Annotated in this window: 13 protein-coding genes; 4 read left to right on the forward strand and 9 right to left on the reverse strand. The window is 60.4% G+C overall.

Going from position 1 to position 18860, the window contains the following annotated elements; all coding sequences use genetic code 11:
* Nucleotides 1–29: 29 nt before the first annotated feature.
* The 3 genes from G3N95_RS03510 to G3N95_RS03520 are packed head-to-tail and all read right to left on the reverse strand — an operon-like array spanning nt 30 to nt 1755.
* A complete protein-coding gene (locus tag G3N95_RS03510; RefSeq protein WP_205968544.1) occupies nt 30–536 on the reverse strand; it encodes a DUF1348 family protein in 507 nt (168 codons plus the stop codon).
* Nucleotides 537–594: 58 nt separating this feature from the next.
* Nucleotides 595–1065 (reverse strand): cyanase, encoded by a 471-nt coding sequence (gene cynS / locus G3N95_RS03515; RefSeq protein WP_205968545.1) that lies wholly within the window; start codon nt 1063–1065, stop codon nt 595–597.
* 30 nt (nt 1066–1095) lie between these two features.
* Complete coding sequence (locus tag G3N95_RS03520) at nt 1096–1755, reverse strand: carbonic anhydrase (protein ID WP_205968546.1); 660 nt, start codon at nt 1753–1755, stop codon at nt 1096–1098.
* Between the two features lie 131 nt (nt 1756–1886).
* Here G3N95_RS03520 and cynR point away from each other — a divergent pair, with 131 nt between their 5' ends.
* The gene (gene cynR, locus G3N95_RS03525; RefSeq protein WP_205968547.1) at nt 1887–2768 is read left to right on the forward strand and encodes a transcriptional regulator CynR; all 882 of its coding nucleotides are present in this window, start codon (nt 1887–1889) and stop codon (nt 2766–2768) included.
* A gap of 10 nt (nt 2769–2778) precedes the next feature.
* On the opposite strand, the gene G3N95_RS03530 is transcribed toward cynR, so the two are convergent.
* The 4 genes from G3N95_RS03530 to G3N95_RS03545 form a co-directional block, all read right to left on the reverse strand.
* On the reverse strand, nt 2779–4143 hold the full coding sequence (locus tag G3N95_RS03530; protein ID WP_205968548.1) for a sigma-54 dependent transcriptional regulator: 1365 nt from the start codon (nt 4141–4143) through the stop codon (nt 2779–2781).
* A complete protein-coding gene (locus tag G3N95_RS03535) occupies nt 4133–6040 on the reverse strand; it encodes an ATP-binding protein (RefSeq protein ID WP_205968767.1) in 1908 nt (635 codons plus the stop codon). The genes G3N95_RS03530 and G3N95_RS03535 overlap by 11 nt, the downstream gene beginning before the upstream one ends.
* Before the next feature lie 61 nt (nt 6041–6101).
* Nucleotides 6102–7466: a 2-hydroxycarboxylate transporter family protein gene (locus tag G3N95_RS03540; RefSeq protein WP_205968549.1), complete on the reverse strand. Its 1365-nt coding sequence runs from the start codon at nt 7464–7466 to the stop codon at nt 6102–6104.
* Between the two features lie 430 nt (nt 7467–7896).
* Nucleotides 7897–8628, reverse strand: coding sequence for a GntR family transcriptional regulator (locus G3N95_RS03545; RefSeq protein ID WP_205968550.1), 732 nt, complete (start codon nt 8626–8628; stop codon nt 7897–7899).
* A gap of 157 nt (nt 8629–8785) precedes the next feature.
* Between G3N95_RS03545 and G3N95_RS03550 the strand changes: the two genes are divergently transcribed.
* The 3 genes from G3N95_RS03550 (at nt 8786) to G3N95_RS03560 (ending at nt 13131) form a co-directional block, all read left to right on the forward strand.
* Entirely contained in the window at nt 8786–10156 is a 1371-nt protein-coding gene (locus G3N95_RS03550; protein ID WP_205968551.1) for an adenylosuccinate lyase family protein, read from the forward strand.
* A gap of 24 nt (nt 10157–10180) precedes the next feature.
* A complete protein-coding gene (locus G3N95_RS03555) occupies nt 10181–11569 on the forward strand; it encodes a cation:dicarboxylase symporter family transporter (RefSeq protein WP_205968552.1) in 1389 nt (462 codons plus the stop codon).
* A 146-nt stretch (nt 11570–11715) separates the two neighbouring features.
* A complete protein-coding gene (locus G3N95_RS03560) occupies nt 11716–13131 on the forward strand; it encodes a class II fumarate hydratase (RefSeq protein WP_241018184.1) in 1416 nt (471 codons plus the stop codon).
* A gap of 294 nt (nt 13132–13425) precedes the next feature.
* Here G3N95_RS03560 and G3N95_RS03565 read toward each other — a convergent pair whose 3' ends face one another.
* Together G3N95_RS03565 and G3N95_RS03570 are read right to left on the reverse strand one after the other, a co-directional pair.
* A complete protein-coding gene (locus tag G3N95_RS03565; protein WP_205968554.1) occupies nt 13426–14709 on the reverse strand; it encodes a hypothetical protein in 1284 nt (427 codons plus the stop codon).
* 235 nt (nt 14710–14944) lie between these two features.
* On the reverse strand, nt 14945–18841 hold the full coding sequence (locus tag G3N95_RS03570; protein ID WP_205968555.1) for a patatin-like phospholipase family protein: 3897 nt from the start codon (nt 18839–18841) through the stop codon (nt 14945–14947).
* Nucleotides 18842–18860 lie beyond the last annotated feature (19 nt).

The following is an 18860-nucleotide window of genomic DNA, read 5'->3' on the forward strand; positions in this document are numbered from 1 at the left end:
CCGCGCGGCGTGAAGCATGCGACGCACCGTCACAGTCCGAGACCGCTCAAGCCCGGATGATCGTCGGGACGGCGACCCAACGGCCAGTGGAACTTGCGCTCCGCTTCGGTGATCGGCATGTCGTTGATACAGGCAAAACGGCGCTGCATCAAACCGTCTTCGCCGAACTCCCAGTTCTCGTTGCCATACGATCGAAACCAGTTGCCCGCATCGTCACGCCACTCATACGCATAACGCACCGCAATGCGGTTGCCGCCGAACGCCCACAACTCCTTGATCAGCCGATACTCGAATTCCTTACGCCATTTGCGCTCGAGAAACGCCTGCGCCTCCGCGCGATTGTTCGCGAACTCCGCGCGGTTGCGCCACTTCGTATCGAGCGAATACGCGAGCGCGACCTTCGCGGCATCGCGTGAATTCCAGCCGTCCTCGGCGAGGCGCACTTTTTCTTTGGCCGATTCCAGCGTGAACGGCGGCAGCGGCGGACGCACTTCCTGCTGTTGTGTTGAGCGTTGCGTAGATTGTTGCGTTGACATGTCGACTCTCCTTGACGAGGTCTACTGCGATGCGTTGATTGCAAGCGGGCTGGCGACTTCAGAACGGCTTCGTCGGCAGATACTTGCCGTCGAGCGTGATGACGGCGCGTTCGCCGCCTTCGGGATCCTTCACCTTCTTGATGTCGAGCTTGAAGTTGATCGCGCTGATGATGCCGTCGCCGAACTGCTCGTGAACGAGTGCCTTTAGCGTCGAACCGTACACCTGCACCATTTCGTAGAAGCGATAGATGGTTGGATCAGTCGGCACGCCGCCGGGAATACTGCCGCGCATAGGAATGGTCTGCAGCAGACGCACTGCGTCGTCATCGAGTCCGAGGCGTTCGGCAACCACCTTGGCGGCGCTCTCCGGCAGCGCGTGCTGGCCGAGCAGCGCAGCCGTCGTGAAGGCGATGCTCAGGCCCGTGCCTTCGTTGATTGCCTCGAACGTCAGGTTCCTGCGAGTCTTCGCGTCGATGATGGTTTCGGTCAGTGCTTCGCGTGCGTGCGGGGTAGTTTGCGATTGGGTCATGATGCTTGCTCCTTGAATGAACGGGATGAATCAATGCGCTGCGACGCATTCGTCGGACGTCGCGGTGACATCCGGATGCGCAGACAGCGAAACGAACTGACGTGTCGAACTGTCGAGCGCGTCGATGGAACCGGATTCGATGTCGTAAACCCAGCCATGCAGCTTCAGGCGTCCTTGTGCAAGCGCCAGTGCAACGGAAGGATGAGTCTTGAGATTGTTGAGTTGCGCGATCACGTTCTCGCGCACCATCGAGTCGATGCGCTCGCGCTCGTTAGCGTGTTCGCGCGCGTCGTTGACGAGCCTCGCCGAATCGGCATAACGCAGCCAGTTGGCGACGGCAGGCATGTGATCGAGACACTTGCACGTCGCGACGGCCGTCATCGCGCCGCAATCCGAGTGGCCGCAAATCACCACGTCCGTGACGCCGAGAGCCGCGACTGCATATTCGACGGTGGCCGACACGCCGCCCGGTTCCGGGCCGAACGAAGGCACGATATTGCCCGCATTGCGGATCACGAACAGGTCGCCCGGTTCGCGCTGCGTGACCAGCTCCGGCACCATGCGGCTGTCCGAGCACGAGATGAACAGCGTGCGCGGCGTCTGGCTTGTCGCGAGCTTGCGGAACAGTTCCTTGCGCGCGGGAAACACGTCACGCTGAAACTTCAGAAAACCGTCGATGATCTCTTGCATGTTGCTCTCCATTCAGGCGCGCAGAGCGCTGCGTTGAATAGAGAATGGACGCGATCTATCATAGTGTCCAAGACCGGTTTATGATGATGTCTATAGGCAGAACCAATAGTTATCTCGTACCTATCACCGCCATGCTGCTACGTCACATCCGTTACTTTCTGGCCGTCGCGGAGCACCGCAACTTCACACGCGCCGCCGAGGCGCTGCACGTGTCGCAGCCCACGCTGTCGCAGCAGATCCGCCAACTGGAAGACACGCTGCGCACGCAGCTGCTCGACCGCTCGGGCCGCGCGGTGCGATTGACCGATGCAGGCGAGGCATGGATGCGGTACGCAAAGCTCGCGCTGCAGGATCTCGACGCGGGGGTGAGAGCCATTCACGACGTCAGCGAGCTGAGCCGCGGCAACCTGCGGCTCGCCGTCACACCGACCTTCACCGCGTATCTGGTCGGGCCTGTGATCGATCGCTTCCATACGGCGCATCCGGGCATCGCAATCGACATCCAGGAGATCACCCAGGATCAGATCGAAGCGCAGCTTGCCGACGACAAGCTCGACGCCGGCATCGCGTTCGAACCCGTGCTTGCGGCCGAGATCGAAAGCCAGCCGCTATTCGAAGAAACGTTGAGTCTGGTGGTGGGCGGCGGCCATGCGCGCGCGACGCGCCGCAAGCCGCTGGGCGCCCAGGACTTCGCGAAAGAAAAACTGGTGTTGTTGAACGAGGCCTTCGCGACGCGACGCTATATCGACGAATACTGCGCGCAACAGCGCATCCGTCCGCAGGTTGTGGTCGAGGTGAGTTCGATCAGCGCGATCGTCGAGATCGTGCGCCGCGGGCAGCTTGCGACCGTGCTGCCCGACGGCATCGCGCGCGAGCATGACGGACTGCGCCCCGTCGCGCTCGATCCGCCGCTGCCCGCGCGCACGGCTGCGCTTCTGCGACGCAAGGACGCCTATCGCACGGCGGCGAGCAAGGCGTTCGTGCAAGTGTTGATGGAAAGCCTCAAACGCTGAAAGCGCATCGCTACGTGTCGACCTCTTCGCCTTGCGCATCGCGCGCGGCAATCTTCAGTAGCCGAAGCTTGTGATAGAGCGTCTTCTTCGGCATGCCGAGCGCCTCGCTCGTATCCGCGACATTGCCGTGATGACGCCGCAGCATGTCTTCGATCAGCATGCGCTCGAAGTACGCCATCTGATCGGCGAGCGAGCCGCCTTTGACCGCCACGCTCGCGCCTTCGGACAGCAGACTGTCGCCCGTGAGACCGAGTACGAAACGGTCCGCGACGTTCTGCAACTCGCGCACGTTGCCGGGCCACGCGTGCGTCATCAGTTCCGAGACCTGCGACGCCGACACCACGGGCGCAGGCTGCCCGAAGCGGCGCGCGGCCGCCAGCACGAAATGCTCGAACAGCAGGGGCACATCTTCGCGCCGCTCGCGCAAAGGCGGCAATTCGATCTGCGCGACGTTCAGCCGGTACAGCAAGTCCGCGCGAAACCGGCCGTCAGCGGAAAGCGCCGCGAGATCGGCCTTCGACGCCGCGACCACGCGGCAATCGACGGGAATCGACTCGTTCGCGCCGAGCCGCTCCAGCGTGCGTTCCTGCAGCACGCGCAGCATCTTGATCTGCAACGCGACGGGCATGGTTTCGATTTCATCGAGAAACAGCGTGCCGCCGTGCGCCCATTCGATCTTGCCGATCCGCTTCTTGATCGCGCCCGTGAACGCGCCCGCTTCGTGGCCGAACAGCTCGCTCTCGAAGATCTGCTCCGGCAGCCCGCCGCAATTGAGCGCGACGAAATGCTTGTCGCGCCGTCCGCCGAAGTCGTGCAGGCTGCGCGCGATCAGTTCCTTGCCCGTGCCCGTCTCGCCCGTGATCAGCACGGACACCGACGTATCGGCGAGACGCAGGATCTTCTTGCGCACCTCGGCTATCGCGGGCGATTTGCCGAGCACCAGCGCCTCGATACCCTGCCAGTTGTCCAACGCGGCCCGCAGGCCTTGCACTTCGAGCGTGAGGCGGCGCTTTTCGACGGCGCGCGCGACGCGGCCCGCAATATGGTCCGATGAAAAAGGCTTTTCGATGAAGTCGTACGCGCCGACCTGCATGGCGCCCACGGCCGTCGAAATGTCGGCGTGTCCGCTGATCAGCACGACGGGAATCTGTGCATCGATCGCCATCACCTTGTCGAGCAGCTGCAATCCGTCGATGCCCGGCATCCGCACATCCGACACGATCACGAGCGGCGCGCCGGGCGCAACTTCAGCGAGCGCCTGCGCCGCCGACGCGAACGCGCTGACGGGAAAGCCCGCCAGGGCCACGGCCTGCTCGACGCCGAAGCGGACATTCTCGTCGTCCTCGACGACGAGCACGCGAATCTCATCTCCCATGAACCACCCTCTGCGACATCGCTGCCGCGAATTCGATCGTGAATTGTGCGCCGTTGCGCTCGCCGCTATCCGTGCCGCTATCCGTGCGATTCGCGGCCGAGATCTTCGCACCGAAGCCCTCGACGATACGCGACGTGATCGCGAGCCCGAGACCCAGTCCCTGCCCGCGCGGCTTCGTCGTCACGAACGGCTCGAACAGATGCGCGAGCACTTCGGGTGCGATGCCCGGACCGCTGTCGGTGATGGTGAACAGCACACGGTCGCGTGCGTCGGGTTCGGCGGCATGAATGCGGATGATGCGCCGATGCTCGTCGTGCACCGCGTCGAGCGCATTGCCGAGCAGATTGACGATCACCTGCTGCAACTGACTCGATTCCGCCCACACTGTCGAGCCCGCCGGAATATCGACATCGAGCTGCACGCCTTCGTCGCGGATACGCGCTTCGTAGATGAGCCTTGCGTGCGCAACCGCCTCGGCCAGCGACACAGCCACGCGCTCGACGTCCGGTTTGCGCGCGAACGCTTTCAGCTCGCCCGTCAGCACAGCCATGCTATCGACCAGTTTGGCCACGCGCTCCAGATTCGCCACCGCTTGCGCGGGCTGATTGCGCTCGAAGAACGTACGGGCGTTGTCGCATAGCGTGCGGATCGCGACGAGCGGCTGGTTCAGCTCGTGCGTGAGGCCTGCTGCCATCTGCCCGAGCACGGCGAGCTTGCCCGCGTGCACGACTTCCTGCTGCGTGTCGCGCAGACGCTGCTCGGTCCGCTTGCGTTCGACGATCTCCTGATGCATCCGCTCGTTGGTCGCCGTGAGCGCCGCCGTGCGCTGCGCGACGGTCATCTCGAGCCGGTCGTTTGCGATGCGCAGCGCGTCCTGCGCCTTGAGCTTTTCGGCGATTGCGCGGCGCCGCTGGGCGGCATACAACGCATACAACCCGGCGATCACGAACGCAGCCGTCACGAACGCGAGCGCAAGCTGCTGCTGGCGGCGCGCGCCCGCCACGTCGAGCAGCACCATCATGGAGTCGCCCGCTTGCGGCGCGGGCCGCGACATCACGAGAAATTGCGTGCTGCGGCCCGCGCGACGCCAGTCGGGAAAGCGCCCGAGCCAGGCCGAGCCGTTCCAGTCGTCGACACGGCGATAAGCGAGCACATCGACGTTGCGGCCCGCGTATTGCCGCGATGCCTGAATATCGCGTTGCTGTTGTGCAGTGATGGGCCGCAACGCGGTGAACTTCCACGCCGGCACCGTCGAGATGACGATCACGCCATTGCTGTCGATCACCATCGCCGCTTCTCCGGGTGCCCGCCATGCCGCTTCGAGCGCATCGACGCTCAGCTTCACGGCCGCCGCACCGATCGGTTTGCCGGCATCGCGCACGGCGCTCGCGAAGTACAGGCCCGGCATGCCCGTGTTGGTGCCGATGCCGAAAAAGCGTCCTGTGCCGTGCGCGAGCGCATCCTTGAAATACGGCCGATAGGACACGTTGGTGCCGACGAAGCTGAGCGACTGGTTCCAGTTGCTCGCGGCGATCACCTCGCCTTGCAGGTCGATCACGTCGACGGCAAGGCTGCCCGCGTCGTTGTTGACGGCTTCGAGATAGGTGTCGACTTCGCGCACGAGGTCCGGCGAAGCACGCGAGCCCGCGCCCAGCATCGCGCGTACGCTATCTTGCCGCGCCACGATGGCGGGCATCATCTCGAAGCGTCCCAGCTCGCTTTTCAGGCTCGCCGCATACAGGTCGAGCCGATGCGCGCCGACTTCCGCGAGCGCGTCGATCGCGCGGTTCCACGCGAACTCGACGGCCGCTGCCGCCACGCCGAAATACAGCGCGGCGGCAGCGGCCCATGCCCACAACGGTATGCCTCTTATTCTCACGCGCACGTTGATCCTTATCGATGCCCGACGCCGGATGCCGCGTTGCGCGTCAGCCCGGCGCTCCGTCGGGCACGGCGCGTCAACCGAAGTGCGCAAGCAGGATCAGCGTCATCGTCACCACGATCGCGCCGCCGATGCGCGTGGCGATCTGCGCGAACGGCATCAGCGTCATGCGGTTGGCCGCCGTCAGGATCGCGACGTCGCCCGTGCCGCCCTGGCCGCTGTGGCAGGCGTTCACGATCGCGGTGTCGATAGGGTACATCTTCAGGAAGCGCCCAACCACAAAGCCCGTGCCCATCAGCGTCGCGACCGTTATGACGATCGTCACGATGTTGGCGAACGTGAACGCGGCGATCAGCTTGTCCCACGGCGTCATTGCCACGCCGATCGCGAACAGCAGCGGATAGGTGACAGCCGTCGAGAAGAACTTGTAGACGACGAACGCGCCTTCCTGCAACTGCGGCGACACTGCGCGCGCGAGCTTTACCAGCACGGCGAGGAACAGCATCGCGACGGGTGCAGGCAGACCGAACAGATTGCGGCACATCAGACCGAGCAGGTACAGCGTGATCGCGGTGATGCCGGCGGCGGCGATATGCGTCACGTCGACATGGCCGGTGATTTCTTCCTTCACGGGGTCCATTTCATCCGTCTCGCCGACTTGCAGGCGACCTTCGCCCGTCAGATGCGGGAAGCGCTTGCCGAGCATGTCGAGCGCGCCGGACAGCACGATTGCCGTCAGGCTGCCGAGCATCACGGGCGGCAGCACCTGGGCGAACAGCTCGCCCTGCGGCAGATGCATGATTTCCGAGTAGCCGATCGACAGCGGAATCGCGCCTTCGCCGACGCCGCCCGCCATGATGGGCACGACGATATACAGCAGCGTGTGCCGCACGCCGAGTCCGAACGCAGCGCCGACAGCCGTGCCGACAATAGCCGCCGCAATCGAGCCCACGGCCAGCGGCACGAAAATCTTCAGAAAGCCCTGGATCAGCACGCGCCTGTCCATGCTCAGAATGCTGCCGACGATGATCGACGCGATGAACAGATACAGGAAGTTCGTCGACTTGGTGAACTCCGTCGTCAGATGGAGGATGGGCTTCGGCAACAGGTGGTAGTACGTGAGCGCGGACGGCACGAAGGTCGCGCAGATCGCGGCGGCGCCGATGTTGCGCAGAATGGGCAAACGCTTGCCGAGTTCGGCGCAGGTGAAGCCGAAGAACGCGAGCACGGCGATCGCCATCGAGATCTCGCCGGGCACCTTGCCCGTCACGGCGAAACCGACGATCAGCGCGAGCAGAACGAAGTAGACGGGCAGCGGAATGATGCCGATCCGGTATTCCATCAGCTTCCACCAGCCTTCCGGCCAGAAACGGGTCTTGCTGTCGGCTTGCTGCGCGGGCGCCGGCTGCGAATGGCCGGAGGCGTGAGGGGTGGTTTGCAAAGCATGTCTCCTTGATTTGCGATGCGCGGGCGGCATCGCTTTTCGATGGCCAGACGGCCAGTGGACGCCTTTATCGCAAGGGGCATGCCAATTCTTCAGCCAAGCATATACCACTGATTTTTAACGATTTTTCGGCGCAAGGATCGCTGCGGCCAGGCTATCCGTTCTGAGACCTCAGAATCGGCGAACGGGCCAGGCTGAGATTTCAGCCATTCGATGGAATCGCCGCGTCGCAAGAGATCGACCCGGCGGCAGGCCAGGGACGCGCTCCAGAGGCGTCTTTATGTTCGGAAGCGCGCCCTGATTGAGACTTTCGAAAACATGTGCAGATGTCCGCTGGATGATGTGAACCCCGAAGGGAATTAGACTCAATATGTCCGTACATATTGGAGATCGAACACATCAATCAAATGCAGATAAGGGTAGCCCCTCACACCTCGGAGCGCTTCAGCCTCATCGACACTGCGAAGCGCTCAGCGGGATGCACACTCACCGACACCTCGAAGGCCACGCCCGTCGAATCGATATAGCGACGCACGATCTCCAGTGCCGCCGAACCGATGGGCATCTGAAGTCGACCAGCCATCTCTTTCGTGACATTCACGGCCTGGACGTTTTGCTGGATTTCATCGACACAGCGGCCGTATCGCGCCTCGATCAACGAACTGATCAGGGTGTGGGGCGCGGTCTTCGCTTCCTCGGCGATTTCCGTGTAGGTCGGATCGATGTAGACGTCCGTCCAGCCAACCGGCGGACGCGAACTGTCGCGCTCGATACGCAGGCTGGACACGCGCAGCCAGTGCGCGCCCTCCTCGCATTGCAGGACCTTGGCGAGCTTGCCGGCAACGGCGACCTCTTCCACCGACTGAATGACCCGCAGATGTTCCGAGCCGAACTGCACCAGATCCTCGACCGAACCGAGCGAAGGACGGAAATCGTTTTTCGGCTGCGCCGACTCGACGCGCGTTCCAGCGTTCTTCCGTCGCGACACGAATCCCAGTTGCTGAAGCTCGTTCAGCGCCGCGCGGATCGTGTGCCGGCTGGTGTTGTACTGGTCGCGCAGTTCCAGTTCGGTGGGCAGATAGGAGCCAACCGGAAAGCGGCCGCTGGCAATGCCCTCGGTCAGATCGCGAGCGATGTCGGCGTAATGGGGTCTGTTCATGCTGTACGAGGAATGGCGACACCGGGATCGATGCTCATCCAGGGTAAATCATAGCTTGAACGATATGTTCGAACATATTATCTTTAATATGTCCGGACATATAAGCCTATTTGTCCGGTTACTGCACACCCACGTTTGCTTGACCCAAGGCACTGACATGACGACCCGCACCACTCCGCTTTCCAGCACCGTCTTCGATTCGATCCTGTTTCGCGACGCCTTCGGCACCACGAAGATGCGCGCCCTGTTTTCCGATCACGCGCTGGTGCAGCGCTACATTGACGTCGAAGTCGCGCTCGCGAAAGCGGAAGCGCGCGTCGGCGTGATTCCAGCCGATGCCGCGGAGGTGATCGCGCGCGAGTCGCAGATCGAGCGCATCGACTTCGAGCCCATGCGCGAAGAGACGGACATCGTCGGCTATCCGATTCTTCCGCTCGTGCACCAGCTTGTCGGCATGTGCGGCGAAGCGGGCCGCTACGTGCACTGGGGCGCCACGACGCAGGACATCATGGATACGGCCGTCGCGCTTCAGGTCCGCGACGCGCTCGATTCGATCGATGTCGATATCCGCGAACTGCGCGGCATCCTCGTGGACCTGTCGAAGAAGCACCGCGACACGCCGATGGCGGGCCGCACGCATCTGCAGCAGGCGCTGCCCGTCACCTTCGGCTACAAGACGGCGATCTGGCTCGCGATGTTCGACCGTCATCAGCAACGCCTCGCGCAACTGCGCCCGCGCGTGGCCGTGGTCGAATTCGCGGGCGCGGCCGGCACGCTCGCCTCGCTGGGCGACAAGGGTTTCGACGTGCAGAAAGCGCTCGCCGCCGAACTGCAACTCGGCGTGCCCGAGACCACGTGGCACGTCGCGCGCGATGGCTTCGCCGAGGCCGTCAACCTGCTCGCGCTCATCACGGGTTCGCTGGGCAAGATTGCAACCGACATCATGATCATGGCGTCCAACGAATTCGGCGAGGTGTACGAGCCGTTCGTCAAGGGGCGCGGCGCGAGCAGCACGATGCCGCAAAAGCGCAACCCCATTTCGAGCGAACTGATGCTTGCCGCCGCGAAGGCCGTGCGGCAGCAGGCCGGGCTGATGGTCGACGCGATGATCCAGGACTTCGAGCGCGCAACGGGCCCTTGGCACGCGGAATGGATTGCGATTCCCGAGAGTTTCATCCTCGCATCGGGCGCGCTCCATCAGGCGAAGTTCGCGCTGGGCGGACTGATCGTCGACACGGACCGCATGAAGCACAACCTGGGCATCAGCAAAGGGCTGATCGTCGCCGAAGCCGTGATGATGCAGATGGCGCCCTATACAGGACGTCAGCAGGCGCACGACATCGTCTACGATGCGTGCCGCACCGTGAACGAAAGCGGCGGCACGCTGGCCGAAGCGCTGGCGGCACTACCCGAAGTCACGCGGCATTTCGATCGTAACGCGATCGACGCGATGACCGATCCCGCCAACTACCTGGGCCTCGCGCCGCAAATGGTCGATCGCGCCATCGCGCTGTCGAGCGAGATCTAACGAACGCGGTGGAGGAGCCACACCATGACGAACGACAACACATCACTTAACGAGTCAGTCGCGCCACCGGCGAAGCGGCCGTGGTATCGCAAGCTGGGCATGCAGGTGCTGATCTCGCTCGTGCTGGGTATTGCCGTCGGGCTGATCTTTCCGAAGTTCGGCGCACAGCTGAAAATTCTCGGCGATATCTTTCTCGCGCTGATCAAGGCAGGCGTCGCACCGCTCGTGTTCCTCACCATCGTGCATGGCATCGCTTCAGCAGGCGACGTGAAGAGCGCGGGACGCGTCGGCTGGCGGTCGATCGTCTACTTCGAAGTCGTGTCGACGATCGCGCTGGCCGTTGGTCTGCTGGCCGGCAACCTGTTGCAGACGGGCAAAGGCATGACGGCGCTCATCCCCGGCGCGGTGCCGGTCATCGCGGCAAAGGCGGCACCGCAAGGCTTCACCGAATTCGTCATGCATCTCGTGCCGGACAACTTCATCGGCGCGTTCGCGAAGGGTGAACTGCTTCAGGTCGTCGTGCTGGCCGTCATGGTCGGTATCGGCATTCTCGCGATTCCCGAAAGCCGCCGCGTGCGCATCAACGAAGGGCTCGATCTCGTTTCGCAGGTGCTGTTCTCGTTCATCAACCTGGTGATGAAGCTCGCGCCGCTCGGCACTTTCGGCGCAGTGGCGTTCGCGGTCGGCAGCAACGGCACGGCCGTGCTGGTCGCGCTCGCGCAACTCGTGCTGAGCTTTTATGCCGTCATCGTGCTGTTCATCGTCGTCGTGATGGGCATCATCGCGAAGCTCGCGGGCTTCAGCATGTGGCGCTTCATGCGCTACATCAAGGATGAAATCCTGATCGTGCTGGGCACGGCATCGTCGGAAAGCGCATTGCCGCGGCTGCTCATCAAGCTCGAACGCCTCGGCTGCGCGAAACAGACGGTGGGCCTCGTGCTGCCGACGGGTTATGCATTCAACCTGGACGGAACGTCGATCTTCATGTCGATGGGCGTGATGTTCATCGCCCATGCGTACAACGTGCCGATTACGATCGAACATCAGATCGGCATTCTGCTGCTCATGCTGCTGACGTCCAAAGGCGCCGCGACCGTTTCAGGCGGCTCGTTCGTCGTGTTCGCGGCGACCGTCACATCGACGGGCATTCTGCCAGTCGAGGGACTGGCAGTTATTTTCGGCGTGTACCGCTTCATGTCGATGGCAATCGCCACGTGCAACACGATCGGCAACAGTCTCGCCACCGTGGTGGTCGCGCGCTGGTCGGGCACATTCGACGCGGAAGTCGCGAAGCGTCATCTCTATCCTGAACTTTATCCGGAGGTCGCGGAAGCGGATGAACGCGCGACGGACGGGAATCTTTCGCCTGAAAACTTCAATCAGGTGAACCCTCATCCGGCGACGCTTCGATAACTGTAATGAGTCGAACACGCGGCACCGACGCATGACGAAAGCGGCTGGAATCAGTTCGATCCAGCCGTTTTTCGCTTTCGAATGCGGAGTCATTCACTGAAGCGCGATGATCTCCACCGGTTCACACCTAACTGGAAATGCCCACCATGAATACGCGAACTGAACCAGATGCGTTCGGCCCCGTGGAGATTCCCGCGCATCGCTACTGGGGTGCGCAAACGCAGCGCGCACTGGGCGTATTCGGCGCAGCGGAAGAGCGCTTTCCCGCAACGCTGATTCATTCGTTCGGTTTGCAAAAACGTGCGGCCGCGCGCGCCAACCGAGCATGCGGCGTCCTTGATCCGCGTCTCGCCGATGCGATCGAGGCTGCCGCCACGGAACTGGGCGAGGGGAAATGGGACGAGCACTTTCCGCTGAGCATCTGGCAGACCGGTTCGGGAACGCAGACCAACATGAATGCGAACGAGGTCATCGCCAACCGCGCCAATGAACTGCTCGGCCAGCCGATGGGGGCGAAGTCGCCAGTACATCCGAACGATCACGTCAACGCGTCACAGTCCTCGAACGACAGTTTCCCGACCGTCATGCACGTAAGCGCAGCGCTTGAACTGACCGGGCGTCTGCGACCTGCGCTCGTATCGTTGCAGGCGTCGCTCGACGAACGCGCACGGGCATTCGCCGATGTGGTGAAGATCGCGCGAACGCATCTCATGGATGCGGTGCCGACGACGGTGGGCCGCACTTTCGCAGCGTTCGCCCATCAAATGACAGCTGCGATTACCCGCATTGATGCAGCGCTGCCGCAACTCATGCTGCTTGCGCAGGGCGGCACGGCCGCAGGGACGGGGCTAAATGCACCGGCGCAGTTCCCTGAGCGCTTCTGCGCAGAACTCGCGGCCAGCACAGGCCTGCCCTTTCGAACGCATCCACACAAGCTGGAGGGCATGGCATCGCACGATGCATTGGTCGACCTCTCGGGTGTGCTCAATACGATTGCGACATCGCTTCTGAAGATTGCCAACGACATTCGCCTGCTCGGTTCGGGACCACGCTGCGGGCTCGGCGAACTGATCGTCCCAGACGACGGCCTCACTTCTTCGATCATGCCAGGAAAGCGCAATCCGACGATCGCCGAAGTGCTGGTGCAAGCCTGCTTCCAGACGATGGGCAATCATCACACGGTGACGCTCGCAGGCGGTTCCGGTCTTTTCGAGTTGAACGTCGCGAAGCCCGTGCTGATCTACAACGTTCTGCAGGCGATACGCGTGCTGAGCGACGCATGTCGAAACTTCGACGAGCGCGTCGTGAAGGGACTTCGGGTCGACACAACGCAACTTGCAGCGAACGTCGAGAATGCACTGTTGTCGGTGACGGCGCTCAACCCCGTGCTCGGCTATGATGCCGTCGCGCGAATAACTGCGCTTGCGCTGCGCGAAGGCGTCACACCGCGTGCCGCAGCGTTGTCGCTCGGCATCGTTGACGCAGAGCTGTATGACAGCGTCGTCGATCCAGCGCGTTTGGCGGGTGCGGAAAAATACTACGGGGATGAAAGCACGAGTTGACGGTCAGTGGCCGCTTGTGGATACGACACATTGGGGACATCCCCGACGTCGGGTTCAGACGAAAAAATACATCCAGGAGCGAGGTCTTGTACTCGATGCCGAGAAGACGAGGTGCCGGCGTATGCGCTGAAAGCGTCCGGCCTCGTAACGACATCGACGCGCGGCGTGACTCGATTGCCCGGGCTAATCGACGGGAGTGTATCGTTGGGATCGGCTCGCGTCCGCAATGTTTGGGCGAACAGGTTGCGCCGCATGTCAAAGCCAGACCGGGTCAAAGCTTAACTTGACCGTGTGCTATTGCTGATCTTTTTTTTCAAGGTACTGGATCGTGACATTAGCCAGATCTATCGCAGGCGGCAGTAGCAGCATAACGTTACGAATCCATTGCAATCGTTCCCGGTCGATATCAATTAGCATGCCAAGGGAATTGATGGCCTTTTCGATCGTACCGTCATCGATCACATCAGCTCTCGACCGGAGCTCCTCCTGCAACGACGGAACGCTATCTACACGTTGCTGGATAGTCTCTTCCGGTTCTAACCCAAGCACAGAACTTCCCTCCAAGGTCGACACCAGAAGCTCTCTTATTTGACCAAGCGATTCCTTAGTAACGGCTAACCCCTCGAGTGGTATCGTGAGCACGTTTGCGACATCCTGGATTCCGGCGCTTGATGCGTTCACCTTTTCCATCGTCGCGAGCAATTGGACAAGCGATTGATGAAAATTCTCGCGGCTCCGCTTAAGCACCGATGGTCTGCCTTCCTGATACGCAAATATTACTTCGAGTTCGATCGAACCCAGATACATCTCTCGCCAGGTCTTTAACAACTCCGATCCGGTGATCGCCGAACTATTGATGTGGGTTGAATCTGCGCGTGTTCGGCCATTCGTGCGTCGGCGACGACCTCCTTCATGCTTTTTCGACACAACCATTATTGACGTAGCAATCGCAATCTGATCCGACATTGTGCCGATATCGTGCAGAAACTCAGCTTCTTTCACACGAAAATTGCTCAAAGTCTCCGCAAGCGCTCGCGCCTGGTTCAATGGGCCATCCTTTAATGGAGACCCTGCGTTGCCTCGTTCCCAACAGAGCCCATACCGCATCATCGGAAACTGTATCCACGGAGTCACGCGCGTGAACGCGTCGATGTCCGCGGGTAAGCTCTTATCCGCTGGCTGCGCTGACGACTCGATCTCCAATTTCTCAAGCACTCTGCATACAAACTGCGAGCAGACTAGGCCCGATCCGTGAGTGAACCGCTCCCGTGCACGGACCAAAGCCCAAAGCGCATATCGTTGTTTCAGATAGAACCGTGCGTGCTGGAAAATTTTACGACGGGTTTCGGCATTTCGTTCGATATCCGGATGTCGCGCCACCCGGCACTCTTCAATGCTGAACTTGTCTGCAATGTCGGCCCAACGCCGGAAACGCACGCCAACGCGAGGCATTGCATCTACAACGTAGGTGTCGTCTACAACGATCGCAACATGTGTGTATCTGGCAACTTTCCGCCGCATCGCCATCTGCGCGAGTCGATTGATAAGACGTGTTTTCCCTTTTCCGGACAGCAGCAACACATCTCCCGGAAGTGGTGAAATTCTTTCGCCAGTCGATCTGGACTCATCTTGCGATACAGGCTCGCGTGTGCCATGTGGCACCGACCGAGTTGATTCCATTTCTTCTCGCCTCAGAAATCCTCAAATCCACATCGAATAACCGTATGAGCGACCATGCACCGTTGAAAGAACGGGATTCGATTTACCCAGCTCACCATACAGACTTCTATAGCACGAGATGTCCCCGGCCTCTTTAGTCAGCAGGCACTTGTGTGGGCGGTGCTATCCACACTTCTATTGTTCTTCGTGCAGGCTTCAGTCTCGCGGACAATGGCTCAACCTTCCAGTCGGGGTGGCTGACGACGCTACCCAATACCTGTGCACATGCAATCGAATCGCTGTCGTGAAATCGCACGGTGGTTCGGGCCACTGGCATGGGACTTGATCGCCCGTCTCGCTGTGCGGTCGCCAGAACGTCTTCGATGGGCGGCACGCTTGCGCCAAGTCCCCGCCACGCGTCTCGGTATGCTCGAACCTCATCGCGTTGCGATCCGCCATAGATTTGCACGTAGACAGTCATCCCTTTGCACACATCCGGTTCTGTTGCAGCTGAGCCTGACTGATTTCCTGAACCTTGAATACGAACTGGCGACGAGGCTTCCTGCGGAGCTGATGTCTGCACAGTCGGTTGGGAAGTCGCAGCACCTGACGATGCATAAGCATTCACGTGAACCTCATGATTGACATAAGCGCTCGCCGGAGATCCGCCTGTCGAAGCCGGTGCCGAGGCTTGCTGACCAGCCCCCGAGGCGGGTTCTGTGAGAGTAGCTGCCGGCTGCCCCGTCGTTCCTGCAGATTGTGCGTTCGAAGTCGGCGGTCCTTCATCTTGTACCAGTCTCTCAGCGACAGGAACGTTGCAGGTACGTACATCCGGGTCACTTCGTCCGGCATAACTCGAACTGCTTTGTGGATCAGTCAAAACCTTGTACGTTAAGACATGCGCTGCCTCGTCGTGCACTAGTTGTGCACGAAGGGGATCACACGGATGCATCGCATCAAATCGTGCATCTCTCGAATAATCGTATGCCCAATAGCGGGGAGGCGGCACGGAGGACATCTTTTTTGCCTCCCACGCCAGGCAGGTAGGCAACGGGCCCTTAAGGTCGGGATTGGCGGCCTCGATGAGCACATGACATGAGTCGGTTCGAAGCGTGTAATCGAGCGCTCGACAGCCGCGCAGCGTGTCGCTGGAAATTCGCGCTGCCAGAGGGGACTTGATGAACCAACCCGCTTCATCTGAGGGACACAGCGTATCCGCAGTCCGCGCTAATGCTGCGGCGAGATTTCCGTACGCCTGCGCGGCTGTTGCATCTAATGGCTTTAACTCATACCTTGGTGGGAGTTTTGTCCAAAGGTCGGTTAGCTCTTTCAACGCGGCTCGTTCGTCTGAAATCTGCTTTGAATGTGACGTACGAACACTGTCGATCGCCTGCCATGCAGAGACCCCTATGGTAGCGACCGCACCAAGACCCAGTGTCGTACCAACAGCAGTTGCGCCTAATCTGGCCGGCAACCGGCGTGTCGTTGCGCTTCCGTTGCTGGAGTCACTGGTGACTGAATCACTTGTGTCAAACGGCGACCGCTCGTCATTCTCAAAATAGGCGCTGGGATCCTGGAGAAGCTCCTCGATGAACTCGCGACGCAGGTAGCCTCCCATGAATTGCCCAAGCAAGAAGTAGCTCTCCCATTGAGCTTCGGAGAAAAATTGGTCGGCGGTAGTCTGCTGTGGAAACTCCGGATTCTCCGCCTTGAAGTTCACGAGGTCGACGGGTAACCCGTCGCACAGGTTAGGTTTGACAACAATCAATATCCCCTTCGCCGGCTTTTCGCCCCGGTACACAATTTTCGCGAGCGCCAAGCAAGCGTTGCTGGCTGAAGACGCGAGATCGTTGAGCGAACCAAAAGCACTAAGCTCCTGTGGAGCTGTCTTCACAACGTGTCGCGCAAGACGATACATTTGCTCTAGTCGGACCGAATGCATCGACTTTGCTTCTTCTATCGGTTTTCTTTTCTGAAAGTAGATGTCGGCCTGAAGGTCGATCCGCGCCTTCCTCACAAGATTCTCCAGATCACCGAAAGAGTAGTCCGGGTCAGCTCCACAGTCTGCAAGCACTATCACCTCGGCACGTTCTGCCAAGAGCGCATAGGCGCCTGTGTTTTCAAAGTGACCACCGTCAGTCAGGAACCAGTCAGGACCATCCGTTCCTTTAAACACGCCGAAGGTTTCACTCAATATGCCTCTACTTTTGGCTAATAGCGGTGACTTGCCTGTCGCGGTCGTATTCGAACGTTCAGCCTGGCTCCACCAATACCCAAGCCGTAACCCGGCAAAACTCGCCAGCGCGGCGATTCCGCCTCGAGTCATGGCCCCAAGCCCCGGCGCCAATGCCGCGCCGGAAATCGCAACCCATGTGCCCAGGCTCAACGAAGCTGCCCCTTTCAGAGGGTGCCAGCCCTCCTGAGCCACCTGCATCATTCCGCCCGACACAACGGACAACGGAAGCCCTCGACGATCCTGGTTGAACAGCCGGCCGCGAGGATCTGTGGTCTGATTCACGCAGACATTGAGAATGTGGATCGGTCCGCCACATTTTTGCGGGGCATATTCGTCCAGCGGAAAATCTTCCCCCGGCCGCACATCGTTGACGGAAGCACTGACAGATCGGGTCGGCAAAGCCACTGATACACTGTTCAACGCGCCTAGCGGTCCCGCTTGTTTGAAACGCTCTTCATTTGCGGCGCCCAGATAGCTACGCGTGAGACGTCCCTTATAGAATGAGTGCAGCGAGGAAGAGTTGAGAAACTGGAAATTGCGTCCGGTTACGAAAATATACGTGATACCTGGAATGGCGATAAGCACCATCACTTTTACCGCATCCATATAATGCAATGACCGCCCGGTGAAGAGCGCACCAAGTACCGCCTTTTGGACCAGCGATACCCACCAGGAGCACAAAACGAACGTTAGCCCATAGCCTAACAAGTGCACGACTATCAAGATCCCATTTAGTCCACGTTTTCGTGGCAGGAAACCTGACAGCGTCGGTAATACCGTGCGCACTACCGCTGCTGCTATCGCCAGTGAAATGCCAGCCTCACCGAGTCCGTTCCACTCAAAGGCAAACAACCAGGCCGCTCGATCTACGACGCCTATTCCGATGATGATGCCACCGACCTGGAAGCATTGCGTCAACCGTTTAGTGAGCTGGTTTCGAGCGACTGTCACTCGTAGTGCCAGCTCGTTGAAGTGCTGAGCCTTCGTGAGGCATTTTTTTGCTAAGGGTACAGCAATGAGCCAAACGACAACCAGTCCACAGATCACCCACCACAGCGCATTACGCAGGTCGCTCCCGACCTCACTCGAATTGTTCCCAAAGGAATAACACAGGCGCATCAAAACGACGATTCCGCACAGCACGGCGCCCCACATGAGTGGCCACTTTGGCGTGCTCGCCACCCATGGCACCGCCCAGTACGCAGCACTGCAAGCGGCTCCGGCAACGGCCACCAAAGGGAACAAGAACCAGACCACAGGAAGCCAAGCCGGAATCCATCGCAAACCGTTGAAAAAGTCCCTCGATGAAAACATGTAGCCAAGACTATCGAGCAGAGCCCAACCAGCAAGATCAACTGCGGAGAGTACTAATCCTAAGGCAATAGCGATAATCGCTAATTCAAAATGTATCCCTGCGAGATTCCGCAGAAAGAGAGCAAACGCATAAGCTCTGTCACGAGGCCCCCGAGGTATCAAATAACGACCATTCGCTCGGAGCCACCAAAGAAACCAGGTCGGATTTCCGTCACCAATGACTTCCTGAATGTGCTCGGCGTCGCCACGCGTTGATGCGCGCTTGAAAAGGCTTCCGATCGCAGCTCCGATGTATCCACCACCGGAAACCGTCGAAATCACATCGAACCTGAGCAGCGTTTTCCGACTGGCGAGAGCGCGGAGCAAGCCGAAGCTGAACGTAGCGCTCCGTATTCCGCCTCCAGATAACGCAAGCCCCCATTTCCGCGTTGCATCAGGAGGCAGGGACGTATCTCCTAAAGCGTTACGCCTGCTCTTCACCTCGTCGTCAAGTGAACGCATGGAGTTGCCCTCGTCAAAA

The organism is Paraburkholderia sp. Tr-20389 (assembly GCF_017104565.1).
Classification (GTDB): Bacteria; Pseudomonadota; Gammaproteobacteria; order Burkholderiales; family Burkholderiaceae; genus Paraburkholderia.

What these genes read in the sequence shown, in the direction of transcription:
- G3N95_RS03510 (WP_205968544.1), bottom strand. Translation starts at nt 536, where the DNA reads ATGTCAACGCAACAATCTACGCAACGCTCAACACAACAGCAGGAAGTG.
- cynS (WP_205968545.1), bottom strand. Translation starts at nt 1,065, where the DNA reads ATGACCCAATCGCAAACTACCCCGCACGCACGCGAAGCACTGACCGAA.
- G3N95_RS03520 (WP_205968546.1), bottom strand. Translation starts at nt 1,755, where the DNA reads ATGCAAGAGATCATCGACGGTTTTCTGAAGTTTCAGCGTGACGTGTTT.
- cynR (WP_205968547.1), top strand. Translation starts at nt 1,887, where the DNA reads ATGCTGCTACGTCACATCCGTTACTTTCTGGCCGTCGCGGAGCACCGC.
- G3N95_RS03530 (WP_205968548.1), bottom strand. Translation starts at nt 4,143, where the DNA reads ATGGGAGATGAGATTCGCGTGCTCGTCGTCGAGGACGACGAGAATGTC.
- G3N95_RS03545 (WP_205968550.1), bottom strand. Translation starts at nt 8,628, where the DNA reads ATGAACAGACCCCATTACGCCGACATCGCTCGCGATCTGACCGAGGGC.
- G3N95_RS03550 (WP_205968551.1), top strand. Translation starts at nt 8,786, where the DNA reads ATGACGACCCGCACCACTCCGCTTTCCAGCACCGTCTTCGATTCGATC.
- G3N95_RS03555 (WP_205968552.1), top strand. Translation starts at nt 10,181, where the DNA reads ATGACGAACGACAACACATCACTTAACGAGTCAGTCGCGCCACCGGCG.
- G3N95_RS03560 (WP_241018184.1), top strand. Translation starts at nt 11,716, where the DNA reads ATGAATACGCGAACTGAACCAGATGCGTTCGGCCCCGTGGAGATTCCC.
- G3N95_RS03570 (WP_205968555.1), bottom strand. Translation starts at nt 18,841, where the DNA reads ATGCGTTCACTTGACGACGAGGTGAAGAGCAGGCGTAACGCTTTAGGA.